The 13,252-nt window shown below is 58.4% G+C and carries 11 protein-coding genes; 4 read left to right on the forward strand and 7 right to left on the reverse strand.

The window, feature by feature from the left end:
• The first annotated feature begins 20 nt into the window (after positions 1 to 20).
• Positions 21 to 1,859 (forward strand): translation elongation factor 4, encoded by a 1,839-nt coding sequence (lepA, locus tag QZ862_RS20830; protein WP_296041180.1) that lies wholly within the window; start codon positions 21 to 23, stop codon positions 1,857 to 1,859.
• A gap of 64 nt (positions 1,860 to 1,923) precedes the next feature.
• On the opposite strand, the gene QZ862_RS20835 is transcribed toward lepA, so the two are convergent.
• Positions 1,924 to 2,814: an NAD(P)/FAD-dependent oxidoreductase gene (locus tag QZ862_RS20835; protein ID WP_296077973.1), complete on the reverse strand. Its 891-nt coding sequence runs from the start codon at positions 2,812 to 2,814 to the stop codon at positions 1,924 to 1,926.
• Positions 2,815 to 2,945: 131 nt separating this feature from the next.
• Here QZ862_RS20835 and QZ862_RS20840 point away from each other — a divergent pair, with 131 nt between their 5' ends.
• A complete protein-coding gene (locus QZ862_RS20840; RefSeq protein ID WP_296077975.1) occupies positions 2,946 to 3,404 on the forward strand; it encodes an Rrf2 family transcriptional regulator in 459 nt (152 codons plus the stop codon).
• Between the two features lie 58 nt (positions 3,405 to 3,462).
• Here QZ862_RS20840 and QZ862_RS20845 read toward each other — a convergent pair whose 3' ends face one another.
• Together QZ862_RS20845 and QZ862_RS20850 are read right to left on the reverse strand one after the other, a co-directional pair.
• Positions 3,463 to 3,792, reverse strand: coding sequence for a hypothetical protein (locus tag QZ862_RS20845; RefSeq protein WP_296077976.1), 330 nt, complete (start codon positions 3,790 to 3,792; stop codon positions 3,463 to 3,465).
• A 77-nt stretch (positions 3,793 to 3,869) separates the two neighbouring features.
• Entirely contained in the window at positions 3,870 to 5,282 is a 1,413-nt protein-coding gene (locus QZ862_RS20850) for a PLP-dependent aminotransferase family protein (protein WP_296077978.1), read from the reverse strand.
• A gap of 103 nt (positions 5,283 to 5,385) precedes the next feature.
• Here QZ862_RS20850 and QZ862_RS20855 point away from each other — a divergent pair, with 103 nt between their 5' ends.
• Positions 5,386 to 6,249 carry a DMT family transporter gene (locus tag QZ862_RS20855; protein WP_296101602.1) on the forward strand — a complete coding sequence of 288 codons (864 nt, stop codon included), beginning with the start codon at positions 5,386 to 5,388 and terminating at the stop codon, positions 6,247 to 6,249.
• A 3-nt stretch (positions 6,250 to 6,252) separates the two neighbouring features.
• Here the strand turns inward: QZ862_RS20855 and QZ862_RS20860 are convergent, their stop codons facing one another.
• From QZ862_RS20860 to QZ862_RS20870, 3 genes are all read right to left on the reverse strand, one after another.
• Positions 6,253 to 7,356 carry a GH25 family lysozyme gene (locus QZ862_RS20860; protein ID WP_296041055.1) on the reverse strand — a complete coding sequence of 368 codons (1,104 nt, stop codon included), beginning with the start codon at positions 7,354 to 7,356 and terminating at the stop codon, positions 6,253 to 6,255.
• 217 nt (positions 7,357 to 7,573) lie between these two features.
• Positions 7,574 to 9,895, reverse strand: coding sequence for a PBP1A family penicillin-binding protein (locus tag QZ862_RS20865; protein WP_296041058.1), 2,322 nt, complete (start codon positions 9,893 to 9,895; stop codon positions 7,574 to 7,576).
• Between the two features lie 144 nt (positions 9,896 to 10,039).
• Positions 10,040 to 10,498 carry a YbaK/EbsC family protein gene (locus QZ862_RS20870; protein ID WP_296015818.1) on the reverse strand — a complete coding sequence of 153 codons (459 nt, stop codon included), beginning with the start codon at positions 10,496 to 10,498 and terminating at the stop codon, positions 10,040 to 10,042.
• 581 nt (positions 10,499 to 11,079) lie between these two features.
• On the opposite strand from QZ862_RS20870, the gene QZ862_RS20875 reads away from it, so the two are divergent.
• Positions 11,080 to 11,289: a cold-shock protein gene (locus QZ862_RS20875; RefSeq protein WP_296015816.1), complete on the forward strand. Its 210-nt coding sequence runs from the start codon at positions 11,080 to 11,082 to the stop codon at positions 11,287 to 11,289.
• A gap of 429 nt (positions 11,290 to 11,718) precedes the next feature.
• Here the strand turns inward: QZ862_RS20875 and QZ862_RS20880 are convergent, their stop codons facing one another.
• A complete protein-coding gene (locus QZ862_RS20880; protein ID WP_296101603.1) occupies positions 11,719 to 13,110 on the reverse strand; it encodes a M20/M25/M40 family metallo-hydrolase in 1,392 nt (463 codons plus the stop codon).
• Between the last annotated feature and the right edge of the window lie 142 nt (positions 13,111 to 13,252).

The raw sequence follows: 13,252 nt of genomic DNA on the forward strand, positions 1-13,252 counted from the left end.
ATTTGCCCGCGAAACCCTCTATAGCGCGGGGCATGAGCACCAATTCGACCCGTACGCCCCTCGACCATATCCGTAACTTCTCCATCGTCGCCCATATCGACCATGGCAAATCCACCCTTGCCGACCGGTTGATCCAGTCGACGGGCGGCCTTGCCGAGCGCGATATGTCCGAGCAGGTGCTGGACAATATGGATATCGAGCGCGAGCGCGGCATTACCATCAAGGCACAGACCGTGCGCCTGCATTACAAGGCGAATAACGGCGAAACTTATGTGCTGAACCTCATCGACACGCCCGGCCACGTGGACTTCGCCTATGAAGTCTCGCGCTCGCTATCTGCCTGCGAAGGCTCGCTGCTGGTGGTGGATGCCTCGCAGGGCGTGGAGGCGCAGACACTTGCCAACGTCTATCAGGCGATCGACAACAATCATGAACTGGTGACGGTTCTCAACAAGATCGACCTGCCAGCGGCCGAGCCCGACCGCATCAAGGAACAGATCGAGGAAGTCATCGGTATCGATGCCTCCGAAGCCGTGTTGATTTCGGCAAAGACCGGCCTCGGCATTCCCGACGTATTGGAAGCCATTGTTCATAAGCTCCCACCTCCGAAGAGCGAAGCCGGTGAGAAGGGTGCGCTGAAAGCGCTGCTCGTCGACAGCTGGTACGACACCTATCTCGGCGTCATGGTTCTGGTGCGAATCATTGATGGCGTGCTGACCAAGGGCCAGCAGATCCGGATGATGGGCTCCGGCGCCAAGTACACCATCGAGCGTGTCGGCGTTCTGACCCCGAAGATGGTCACGGTCGACAGTCTCGGCCCAGGTGAAATCGGCTTCATTACCGCCTCGATCAAGGAAGTGGCCGACACGCGCGTGGGCGACACGATCACCGACGACAAGCGCCCGACGGAAAAGGCGCTGCCCGGCTTCAAGCCGGCGCAGCCTGTGGTTTTCTGCGGTCTCTTCCCGGTCGATGCGGCGGATTTCGAAGACCTGCGCGCAGCCGTCGGCAAGCTTCGCCTGAACGACGCTTCCTTCTCCTTCGAAATGGAAAGCTCGGCAGCGCTCGGCTTCGGCTTCCGTTGCGGCTTCCTTGGCCTGTTGCATCTGGAAATCATCCAGGAGCGTCTGGAGCGCGAGTTCAATCTCGATCTCGTCGCCACCGCACCCTCGGTCGTCTACGAAATGACGCTGACGGACGGCACCGAGAAAGAGCTTCACAACCCGGCGGACATGCCGGATGTGGTGAAGATCGATGAAATCCGCGAGCCGTGGATCAAAGCGACGATTTTGACGCCGGACGAATATCTCGGCGGCATTCTCAAGCTTTGCCAGGACCGTCGCGGTATCCAGACGGAGCTGACCTATGTCGGCAACCGCGCCATGATCACTTATGAGCTGCCGCTCAACGAAGTGGTATTCGATTTCTACGACCGCCTGAAGTCGATCTCCAAGGGCTACGCCTCCTTTGACTACACCATCATGGATTACCGTGAAGGCGATCTGGTCAAGATGTCGATCCTCGTCAATGGCGATCCGGTCGATGCGCTTTCCATGCTGGTTCACCGCTCGGCAGCAGACCGTCGTGGACGCGGCATGTGCGAGAAGCTGAAGGAACTTATTCCGCCGCACATGTTCCAGATCCCGATCCAGGCTGCCATCGGCGGCAAGGTCATTGCCCGCGAAACCGTTCGCGCGCTGCGCAAGGACGTAACCGCCAAGTGCTACGGCGGCGACGCCACACGTAAGCGCAAACTGCTGGACAAGCAGAAGGAAGGCAAGAAGCGCATGCGCCAGTTCGGCAAGGTGGAGATTCCACAGGAAGCCTTCATCGCAGCGCTTAAAATGAACGACGAATAGGCGCTTCATCATCTCTGTTTTGAAAATCCCGGCCAATGGTCGGGATTTTCATTTTCATCGGTGGCTATAGATCGGGAAACATCAGCGACCGGTGTGCAGCCGTGCCAGCCATCGCGCCGTCTCCCACCGCGAGCGCCACCGACCCCGCCGGACGAGCGATATCGCCACACGCAAAGACGCCGCGCTTCGTCGTCTGCTTCATTACATCGGTAGGAATGGTGGCACCCATCGGCGTTTCTTCCAGCGTACAACCCAATTCGGCAATCCACGGCGCCGATATTCTCAGAGTTGGCTGGGCGAAAAGCCCGTCCATGACGAGTGTTCGACCATCCGCAAGGACGACGTCTGCTTTGCCGGTGATCTCGTGGATCGCTACCTCCTCCACTACGGTTCCGCGTGCCTCCAATTGAGCGCGCTCGCGCTGATCGGGAGTGAAGGCACCGTTGGTGAAGAGCGTCGTTGCTCCCCAGTCTGGCAGCATCAATCCATGGTGCATGGCAAGCGCGGATGCCGCGATGACCCCGATCTGCCCCTGGTTCAGTTCATAGCCATGGCAATAGGGGCAATGAAACACACTTCTGCCCCAGCGCTCGCTCAAGCCAGGTACTGACGGCAGATCATCCGTCACGCCGGCAGCGAGGATGAGCCTTCGACCCTCATTGCGTCCATCCCCTTCAATCTCGACTTCGAATGCGTCAACCGAGCCGCTGACATTCGTTGCGAGGCCATCGATCCAGTCGATCGTATTATATCTCTCGATTTGGCGGCGGGCCTCGGCCACGATCTCGTCTGGCGCTCTGCCATCCTGGCCAAGAAAGCCATGTGAGTGGCTGGCAAAGCGGTTGCGGCGCGTGCCGGCATCGATGACGAGCACTGACCGTCTTGCCCGCCCGAGCTGAAGCGCTGCGGAGAGACCGGCATAGCTTCCTCCGATAATGATGACGTCGTAGGTCATGAGACGATCCTTCCTCCAACTGACAAGTTTTCGTAACTTATATTGTTATGTGAAAGCGCAAATCAAGATCATGTAACTCATATTGTTACATGCGAGGCGTGGTGATAGGAGGAGAAAACCAGAGAGACCAAATGAGACAAGACACCCGCCTCTCGAGAGTGCTGCACGTGCTGATCCACATGGAAAAGCATGAAAAACCAGCGACATCCGATGCCATCGCCGCCATGCTGCAGACCAACCCAGTGGTCGTCAGGCGCACCATGGCGGGCCTGCGCGACGCCGGTTATGTCACATCGGAAAAGGGTCACGGTGGTGGCTGGGTGCTGGCGAGACCGCTTTCAGACATCACGCTTCTCGATATCTACAAAGCTCTCGGCACCCCTGGACTGTTTTCGATCGGTCTTTCGGGGGACAATCCGGCCTGCGTCATCGAGCAGTCAGTTAATATGGCTTTGGCGGACGGTATGAAAGAGGCGGAGGCAATCCTGCTCGCACGCTTCGCCAAAATTACGCTTGCCGATCTCGCACAAGAATCCTTCAAGCGCTGGGCTCAATCCGGCCATAAGGCATCAGCGATGGAAAATTTTTAACATAGAAAAACCGCCTGACTTCATGACAGGCGGCTCTCTTTCACGACATCACTGCCGATTAAGGCTGGGTCGATGTGCCATTGGTGTTCGGCGAAGCCGGTGCAGCGCCATTAGCCGGCTCGGTTGCCGGGGCCGTCGGCGTCATTGGTGCAGGGGCTGGCGCCTGATCGCTCACAGCTGGCGGCGTCGTAGACGACGTTGTGGTCGGATCCGTCGTGGACGGGCTGCTCATCTGCATCCAGATGAAACCGCCAACCAGCAGAACGACGATGATGGCTGCCCACGGTGCCCAGCCAGCGGACTTGCGATGGGTTTCGGGCGTTGTGCGCAGTTCAGGGCGGTCCGGACGAAGGTTCGGGTCGCGGGGCATGTTTGGATCAAAAGTCATGGTGTTTTCTCCTCTTCCAATGGGGAGAAAATGCACATCTGCGTGAATTGTTCCTAAAATGCCAACGAAGGTGGAGTTCAGCGGCTCGCCTCGGTCATCGCGCGTCTTAGAATCGACGCAAATTGCGGCTGATCGCATTGCGATACATTAAAGCGCATGTAAGTCGACGCCGTATCCGATTGAGAGAAAACGTTGCCGGGTGCCAAGACCATATTCTCGGTCAGAGCATTGCGCGCCATGTGCGCGGCATCAACACCCGAAGGGAGGCGGCACCACAGAAAGATACCCGCCTGGGGATCGGTCCAAGGCTCGATTCCGAGCGAGCGCAGTGTCTGGACCACGTCCGCTTTCGCCTTTGCGAGACGCGCCTTCAGGGCTTCCATGTGCCTGCGGTAGCTACCGTCTTTCAGCACCTCAAGCACCACCGCCTCGGAAATTTGGCTTCCGGCAAAATTCGAGGCAATCTTCATATCCACCAGAGGGTCGAGCCATTCCTTGCGCGTGACGATGTAGCCGCATCGGGCCGAGGCGGAGAGAGTCTTGGAGAAGCTTCCGATCTGAATCACACGGTTCAGAGCATCGAAGGCAGCAAGCCGCGGTGCCTTGGTTATCTCGAAATCGGCAAAGATATCGTCTTCGATGATCGTCAGCCCCGAACGTTCCGAAAGCATCAAGAGGCGGTGAGCTTTAACCGGAGAGAGGACGGCGCCTGTCGGATTGTGGATGGCCGAATTGGTGATGTACAGCCTCGGACGATGCTCCTCCAGGGCCTGCTCAAACAGCTCAATGTCAGGCCCGTCCGCCGTGTAAGGCACGCCGATAACTTTGACCCGATGGGCGCGCAACAGCGCATGAAAGTTGAAATAGCAGGGGTCGTCTACGAGTACGGTCTGACCGGGTTCCAGCAGGAAACGGCAAATCATGTCGATCGCCTGCGTTCCTGAATCCACCAGCAGGATCTGATCGGCCCCGACCATCAGGCCGGACTCCGCCAAACGTCTCGCCAGCAATTGGCGAAGCGCAGGTAGTCCCAGTGGCATGGCATAGCCCGTCAGCACGTCGGCATTGGCGCGCGCGAGCGCGCGCAGTGCCTTGCGCAAGGCGTCCTCCGGCATCCATGATGGCGGCAGCCATCCGCAGCCGGGCATGGCAAGCCCCCGCCCGCCCTCCAATGCCAGGCGCGATACCCAGAAGGGGTCAACTTGCCTGTCGAGCTTTGGGCCAATATCCGCCAGCGAAAGCGGGGCCAGCGCACTGGCAACAAAAAAGCCCGAGCCAGGACGCGACCGTATTGCCCCCTCGGCAACCAGCCTCTCATAGGCTTCGACGACGGTGGAGGTTGAAACAGCCTGCGCCTTTGCCAAGGCTCTGACGGAGGGAAGCTTTGCGCCGGGCGTCAAAACCCGCGCGGCAATGCGGCGTCTTATCTCCATCATCACCGCATCGATGCGTGGGGAGGCGCTCGTCCGTGCGCTATGACCTAGGTCCATCTGTGGTGCTCAATCTACCATAACAGTTTCGCACAACTGTACGTCACCGTTTCTGGCAGAGCCAGGCTTTTCCGGACATAAAAACTGAGAAGGAGCGCCATGCATGAGCAAATTATCGAGCGGTTGGTTGAGCGGTTTTATCGGGATCATAATCTTCAGCGGATCTCTGCCGGCCACGCGCCTGGCGGTAACAGGTTTCGATCCACTGTTCCTGACACTTGCCCGCGCCAGTATTGCAGGGATGTTGGGGGCTGCCCTTCTCCTCACCTTTCGGCAGGCGAAACCGGCGCGAGGCGATCTGTCCTCGCTCATCATCGTCTCGCTCGGCGTGGTCGTAGGCTTTCCGCTATTGACTGCGCTGGCCCTGAAGCAGGTCACCTCTGCTCACTCCACAGTGTTCATCGGGCTTTTGCCGCTGTCTACCGCCCTTTTTGCCGTTCTGCGCGGCGGAGAGCGCCCTCGCCTCGCCTTCTGGATATTCTCCGGCCTCGGTAGCCTGCTCGTCGCAGGCTTTGCTCTGAGCCTCAATGGCGAGGGCAATCTTACCGGCGATCTTTTGATGGTGGCAGCGATCCTCGTCTGCGGGCTAGGCTATGCGGAAGGCGCCGCGCTCTCCCGGCGGCTTGGCGGGTGGCAGGTCATTTCCTGGGCGCTTGTTATTTCGCTGCCGATCATGCTTCCACTCGCGCTCTTCTCCATGCCCTCCACATGGAGTGGCATCGCCGCATCGGCCTGGGGTGGGCTTGCGTACGTCTCGCTGTTCAGCATGCTGATCGGCTTCATTTTCTGGTATCGCGGACTAGCTTTGGGTGGCATTGCAGCCGTTGGCCAGCTGCAACTGCTGCAACCGTTTTTTGCGCTGCTGCTTGCCGCCACGTTACTGGGCGAGCCCATCAGCTTCACCATGCTGGTAGTTACGCTCGGCGTGGTGGCCTGCGTTGCAGGTGCGCGGAGATTTGCAAGATAGGCGTCAGCCGTTCCCGCCGCGGCCGATCCAACGGTGCCAGTCTTCTTCTCTGCCGTTAAAGACATTGAGATCGATCTTGCCTTCGACGCCATGGGACAGGCCTGAGCCGGAATACTGCCAGAACAGCCACTTGCGGTCAGGGTAGACCCGCGAGGGATGCTGGGCGACGGCACGCAGCCAGAAGGGATAGTCGCGCAACTCGCCGGACAGGTGATCCTTGTAGAAATCCGGCGCGGTATAGATGATCGGGCGCTTGCCATAATGGCGCTCGAGCCTGTCCATGAAGACCTGCATCTTTTCCAGAACCTGGGCGCGGGAGAGGCGCATCTTGCAGGAGGACTCGCCGTTATATTCCACGTCGATTACCGGCGGCAGCGCATCTGGATCTCTCGGCACGTTGCGAATGAACCAGTCTGCCTGATGGCTTGCCGGGCGGCACCAGTAGAAGAAGTGGTATGCGCCACGGCGAACGCCTGCGGCCTTGGCCCGCTCCCAGTTGGTGCGGAACATCGGGTCCAGATGATCACCGCCATCGGTCGCCTTGATGAAGGCGAAGTTGGCGCCGCGTGTTCTCAAACGTTCCCAGTCGATATTCGCCTGCCAACGCGAGACATCGACACCGTGAACTTCAAAGTGCTTCGGCTGTACCCTGCCAAAATTGATTGGCTTTGCATCCGAGAAGGCCGGACGAAACACGCGTGAGCGCGCCGAAGATCCCGCACTCATGGCAACACTGCCTGCCATGGCAAGCTGGACCGGTCTGTCTTGTGGAAGATTCACACGAGCTTGGGGAACGACCGGTGGCGCGATGACAGGTGCTGCACGCTGCTGCGTCGACATCTGCTTGTCGACGGCTGCAAAGGCGGGTGAACCACTTGGCATCGGCCCGCCCCAGGCGAGCACCTCTTGATGCGGCTGCCTGTTCAAAGCGACTTTCTGGCTGGCTTCACCGACACTTGCCTGCGGAACCGGTGCGGATGGTGTGACGGAACTCGTTATTTCCTTCGAAGGCAAACCCGCCATGAGGGCATCCGGCCCGGAACTGGAGGTACAGCCTGTGAGAGATAGGCAGGCGAGAACAAAAGCTGGCACTGTCGATCGAAGCATGTGAACCCGTACGCAAAACAAAATCGGGACATGCGCAAAACTGGCCCGTCCTGATAACCAAAAGGTATGACTAACAGGACATTATCAAAAAAGACTGAATCCAATCTTTACGACGGGATTGGGCTTATGCAGGTAAAAAAGCGTCATGGCTCAATTATCCGTGAGAAGCCCGCTCATCAGACTCGAGCCAAACTGGCGACGAACGGCTGCCCCGGCGTCAATTGCCCATCAGAATATCGAGAAGGGTCGTCTGCTTCGGTCCACCTTGTCGTGGCTGAGCACCGCCGCCGATATCTGCAGGCGGGACCGGCCCACCGGATTGCTGTGGTGGATAGGCTTGTTGCGGATATTCGGAGGGCGGCGCCGGGACCGTGCCTGCGGTCTGTTCAGCACCAACGGGTGCGGGCGGATACTCCGCCGGCGTGGGCGCAGAGCCACCGCCCAACGCATTGGAGATAATGTCGCCGATCGTCGCGGGTGCTTGCGGGCTTTGCGCCATGGGCTGACCGATTTCCTGGCCGCCATAAGCGCCAAGCCCAAAGAGTGGCGATGGCGACAGGCCGCTATGGGCTGCCGTCATGAATTCCTTCCAGGCTTTGGCCGGCAGACCACCACCCGTTACCTTCTTCATCGACGTGCCGTCATCATTGCCGAACCAGACACCGGTGGTTAGCTGGCTGGTGTAGCCGACAAAAAGCGCATCGCGGAAAGACTGGGTCGTGCCAGATTTACCGGCTGCCTGCCAACCTTTAAGACGCGCAGCCTTGCCGGTACCCTCATTGATGACGCCCGTCAGCATGCCGTTCATCGTTGCGGCGATGCCCTCATCCAGAACGCGGGGCGGGTTGTCGTATTTGTTTTCGTAGAGAACCTTGCCATCGGCATCGGTGATACGCTTGACGATATGAGGCGTTGCCTTGAAACCGCCATTCATCATCGGCGCATAGGCAGACGTCAGTTCCAGCAGCGAAACTTCGGACGTGCCGAGCGCAATCGAGGCATTGGCCTGAAGGTCGGATTCGATACCCATGCGATGCGCCACCTGCGTAACCTTGTTGGGTCCGACCTCCATGACGAGCTGCGCGGCAATCGTGTTGAGCGAATTGGCAATTGCGGTCGCAAGCGTCACTTCGCCACGATATTTCTGATCGTAATTTTCCGGCGTCCAGTTTCCGATCCTGACCGGCGCGTCGTTGCGCACGGAGTTCGGTGTCAGCCCGGATTCAAGCGCGGCGATATAGACGAAGGGCTTGAAGGCGGAGCCTGGCTGGCGTTTGGCCTTGGTGGCACGATTGAACTGGCTTTCGGCATAATCTGCACCGCCGACGACGGCGCGCACGGCACCTGCCCCGTCCATCGAGACGAGCGCCGCCTGCGAAGCACCGAGCTTCTTGCCTTCGCTCTTCAGTACATCGTTCAGCGCCTTCTCGGCATCCTTCTCAAGATTGAGATCGATGGTCGTATCAATCGTCAGATCCTGCTTCACGTCGCCGATCAGGCTTTTGACCTCATCCATGACCATATCGGCCGCATAGTGCTCGGCACCCGACCAGAAGCGCTTGGCCTTGGTGGGTGGCTGCGACATGGCGGTCTTGATCTCGTCTTCGGAGATGAAACCGACATCGCGCATGGATTGCAGCACCACCTGCGCCCGTTCTTCCGCCGCCTGCGGATCACGCGCAGGAGACAGGCGCGAGGGCGCTTTCAACAATCCCGCTAGCATCGCCGCTTCGCCGAGGTTCACGTCACGCGCCGATTTGTTGAAGTATCGGCGCGAGGCGGCCTCGACGCCATAGGCGTTCGAACCGAAATAGACGCGGTTCAGATACATCGCCAGAATCTGATCCTTGGTGTATTTCTGCTCCAGCCAGATGGCGAGAAGCGCTTCCTGGATCTTGCGCTCCAGCGTCTGCTCCGGAGAGAGGAAGAGGTTCTTGGCCAATTGCTGCGTCAGGGTCGAGCCGCCCTGAACCGTGCGACCATGCAGAAGATTGGTGACCACTGCGCGCCCGAGGCCGAGCGGATCGACACCGAAGTGCGAGTAGAATCGGCGATCTTCGATCGCAATCACCGCCTGCGGGATATAGGGCGACATATCTTCGAGCGCCAAAGCCTCGCCGCCTGTCGTGCCTCTGTTGGCCAGGATTGTGCCGTCAACCGCGACAATTTTCAGGTTCGGCGGGCGCTCTGGAATGGCCCAAGTGCTGGCGTTCGGCATGCGTGCGCCATAATAAATGACGACACCGGCGACCGCGATACCGCCCCAGATTCCGAGCACAATGCACCAATAGATGATCCGCCGGAAAAAGCCGGTGATCCCGCCGCGCTCACGCGTTTCTCGCCTCGATTTCGATTTCGATTTCGACGGCTTCGTTCCGCGCTTTTTAGGCGGCGGCGCATCGGAGGGACCTGACTTTCGGCTACCCGCATTGGTGCCGGCAACCCGATCACTGGCATCGAGACGCAGATCATCGCCGGAATCATGAAAATCCCCAAAAGAAGGTTCGACTCTCTGGCGTGATTTTCCGCTACCGGCCATCTGTGAGAAACTGCTCCATGATAACTAATGTCGCGCCGGACATCGCGTGACACCGAAGGTGAATCCCGTTGAAGCTTAAATGCGGCGATTTAAGGTGGCGTTAAGGCGCAACCGGCTTCACTTTGGCGTCACCGCGAACGGGGGTCACTGGCAGACGTCGACCCACTCGGCCTTGGTCAAGCTCACCAGGCGCTCTGGCGAAATCCGCACCGCCGCGTTAATCGCACCTGCCGCAGGCACGACCTCGGCATAATCCTTCAGTGACACATCGCAATAGACCGGTAAATCGGAAGGCAAGCCAAAAGGACAAACGCCACCGACTGGATGGCTCGTTACCTCGACCACCTCTTGCGCATCCAGCATGCGAGGCTTGGCGGAGAAGCGATCCCTGAATTTCCGGTTGTCCAGACGCTTCATACCAGCGGTGACGACGAGGAGAATGGTTTCTCCCGCCCTAACGCAGATCGTCTTGGCTATCTGATCCGGATCGACGCCATGCGCTTCCGAGGCAAGTGCCACGGTGGCAGAACTGGCTTCGGTCTCCAGAACCTCAATATCTGGAGCATGGGTCGCGAAATAGTCTTGGACGGAACGAAGGCTCATGCGCAATCTTTAGGCGCACCCGGCCATGGAGGCAAGAGGACGCCTCATAGCTATGCGCAAAACGCAATGCTGCGCTGCAATGATATGTCTGTTTTCGGACGGGAACTCCTGTATCTTACAAGCATCGAAGCGACGCACTCCTCCTCCCAGCGTCGCCCGATTGGACTGACAGCACTCCTCCTCCCAGTTGTCAGTCAGTTTCAAAAACCCGGCGCACCTCCTCCCGCGCCGGGTTTTTTATTGCCTTGATGGCAGAAGCTCCCTTCATTTCATCATCTCAGTATCCGGGGTATGCTCGCAGATCCCTCGGCCTCACAGCAACCGCGAGCGCGATGCCTTTTGATGCAGGACAACGCGACGCGCTCTATTGAAATTTGCCCGTGAGATTTGTCGTGAAACGGTGTTGAGGGGAAACTTGACTTATTCGTTCACCCGCCCTACTTCTCTCGCATCGATATTTGTTTGACGACCAGAGCTTCGGCGTCCCAAAGACGCTCAGACGATCTTTCTTTCCTTCAAATTCGACCAAAACCGCGCTGGCTTTCAGTGCAAAAGTAATACGCCAACGGAAGGAACTCGTTATGGCTACTGGTACAGTTAAGTGGTTCAACGCAACCAAGGGCTACGGCTTCATTCAGCCTGACGACGGCGCACAGGACGTGTTCGTACACATCTCTGCAGTCGAGCGCGCTGGCATGAGCGGTCTGAAGGACGGTCAGAAGATCTCCTACGAACTCGTTCAGGACCGTCGTTCTGGCAAGATGTCTGCAGACAGCCTCGTCGCTGCCTGATCATGATTTGGCTGGTTTGACCAGTCTGTCAGTTGAAAAGCCGAGATCTCGCGTCTCGGCTTTTTGCGTTTTAAAGGCATCTGACGAATAATGGGCCCTTGTCCTTGTAAAAGAGATCATGCCAACCAATATAAGGTACATCAGTGTTTGGGCAGTTCCCGATGAGGCTTTGATGAGCCGCCGCGTTGCAGCCCGGTTAATGAAAAATTAACCAAAGCGCGCAATGATCAAAGGGAAGACATGAGCGACAGTAAATATGCTGGCGCCGTGCTGAGACACAAAACCGTTTTTGCACTTTGACCACGGATGTACTGGCACTGATCGCATAAACGGAAATGAAAGGTCGGGCTTGCCCGGCCTTTTTGTTTTTCTGGGTCTACTCCCGAGGATCAGTGCCGCCAAAGGCGGCACTGTCTGTCTCCCATTCGATTATTTGGCGCTTAATGCCGATAGGATTCGGACCCATGAGCGCGTTCCCTTGTGGAAGGACTTGAGCTCGTACTTCTCATTGGGCGAGTGAATGCGGTCGTCGGTGAGGCCGAAGCCAATCATCAGCGAATCCATGCCGAGCATCTTCTGGAAGTCGCCAACAATCGGGATCGATCCACCCATGCCGATGACCACGGCAGGCTTTGCCCATTCATCCGACAGCGCCGACTTCGCCTTGGTCAAGGCTGGCGAGTCGTAGGAGAGATGGATGGCTGGCGAGCCGCCATGTTCGTGGAATTCGACCGAGCAATCTGCCGGAATCTTAGAACGTACATAGGCGCGAAAGCTCTCGCGGATTGCGGATGGATCCTGACGGCCGACAAGGCGGAAGGACACCTTTGCAGAGGCTTTTGCGGCGATAACGGTCTTGAAGCCTTCGCCCGTATAACCGCCGGTGATGCCGTTGACTTCCGCCGTCGGGCGGGCCCAGGTCAGTTCGAGGACGGAGCGTCCCTTCTCACCTGCTGGAATGGACAGACCGACTTCGCCGAGGAAAGATTCGGCCGTGCGGCCGAGATTATCCCAGGATGCCTTGATGTTGGCGGGTGTTTCCTCCACGCCCTCGTAGAACCCGGGCAATGTCACGCGACCCGCTTCATCATGCAGCCCGGCGAGAATGTCGGTCAGGATATGGATCGGGTTGGCCGCAGCACCGCCGAAGAGGCCGGAATGCAGGTCGCGATCGGCAGCGGTGATGACGATTTCCTCGCCGACAAGCCCGCGCAGAGCCGCAGCGATCGCAGGCGTTTCGGGGTCCCACATGCTGGTATCGCAGACCAGAGCGTAATCTGCTTTCAGCTCGCCTGAGTTGGCGTCCAGGAACGGTTTTAGCGAGGGCGAGCCGGATTCCTCTTCGCCTTCGAAGAGAATGGTGACGCGGATCGGCAGCGAACCGCTGGTCTGCTTATAGGCGCGACATGCTTCGACAAACGTCATCAACTGGCCCTTGTCGTCTGATGTGCCGCGACCCGAAATCACCTGACGACCGCCGCCGATATCCTTCAATTTGGCATCGAAGGGGTCATCCTGCCATAGATCGATCGGATCGACAGGCTGAACATCGTAGTGGCCGTAAAACAGCACATGCGGAGCGTCGGCTGTTGCTCCATCATGATGCGCGACGACCATGGGATGGCCTGCGGTGTCACGAATGGAAGCGTCGAAGCCGATGCTGGTCAGATCGCGCACCAGCCATTCGGCCGCCTTGCGGCACTCCGCCTTGTAGGCCGGATCGGTGGAGATGGACTTGATGCGAACGAGTTCGAAAAGTCTCTCAAGGCTGGAGGGAAGATTGTCGTCAACTGCCGAGAGAACGGGGGAAATATCTGTCATTGCATGATCCTGTCATGTCGGGCGCGCCATAGGTCTTCCAACTGCGCTCCACCTTCTGGAAATCTGCGCATCTGGCGTCGCGATCATCCAAGTCAGATCATGGCGCCCATGCACAAGATGGCGGCACGATAGAGCAATTGAC

The sequence above is a fragment of the uncultured Agrobacterium sp. genome, from assembly GCA_913777615.1.
Lineage (GTDB): Bacteria > Pseudomonadota > Alphaproteobacteria > Rhizobiales > Rhizobiaceae > Agrobacterium.

What these genes read in the sequence shown, in the direction of transcription:
- QZ862_RS20870 (WP_296015818.1), bottom strand. Translation starts at nt 10,498, where the DNA reads ATGAGCCTTCGTTCCGTCCAAGACTATTTCGCGACCCATGCTCCAGAT.
- QZ862_RS20880 (WP_296101603.1), bottom strand. Translation starts at nt 13,110, where the DNA reads ATGACAGATATTTCCCCCGTTCTCTCGGCAGTTGACGACAATCTTCCC.
- QZ862_RS20840 (WP_296077975.1), top strand. Translation starts at nt 2,946, where the DNA reads ATGAGACAAGACACCCGCCTCTCGAGAGTGCTGCACGTGCTGATCCAC.
- QZ862_RS20860 (WP_296041055.1), bottom strand. Translation starts at nt 7,356, where the DNA reads ATGCTTCGATCGACAGTGCCAGCTTTTGTTCTCGCCTGCCTATCTCTC.
- QZ862_RS20875 (WP_296015816.1), top strand. Translation starts at nt 11,080, where the DNA reads ATGGCTACTGGTACAGTTAAGTGGTTCAACGCAACCAAGGGCTACGGC.
- QZ862_RS20845 (WP_296077976.1), bottom strand. Translation starts at nt 3,792, where the DNA reads ATGACTTTTGATCCAAACATGCCCCGCGACCCGAACCTTCGTCCGGAC.
- QZ862_RS20855 (WP_296101602.1), top strand. Translation starts at nt 5,386, where the DNA reads ATGAGCAAATTATCGAGCGGTTGGTTGAGCGGTTTTATCGGGATCATA.
- QZ862_RS20850 (WP_296077978.1), bottom strand. Translation starts at nt 5,282, where the DNA reads ATGGACCTAGGTCATAGCGCACGGACGAGCGCCTCCCCACGCATCGAT.
- QZ862_RS20865 (WP_296041058.1), bottom strand. Translation starts at nt 9,895, where the DNA reads ATGGCCGGTAGCGGAAAATCACGCCAGAGAGTCGAACCTTCTTTTGGG.
- QZ862_RS20835 (WP_296077973.1), bottom strand. Translation starts at nt 2,814, where the DNA reads ATGACCTACGACGTCATCATTATCGGAGGAAGCTATGCCGGTCTCTCC.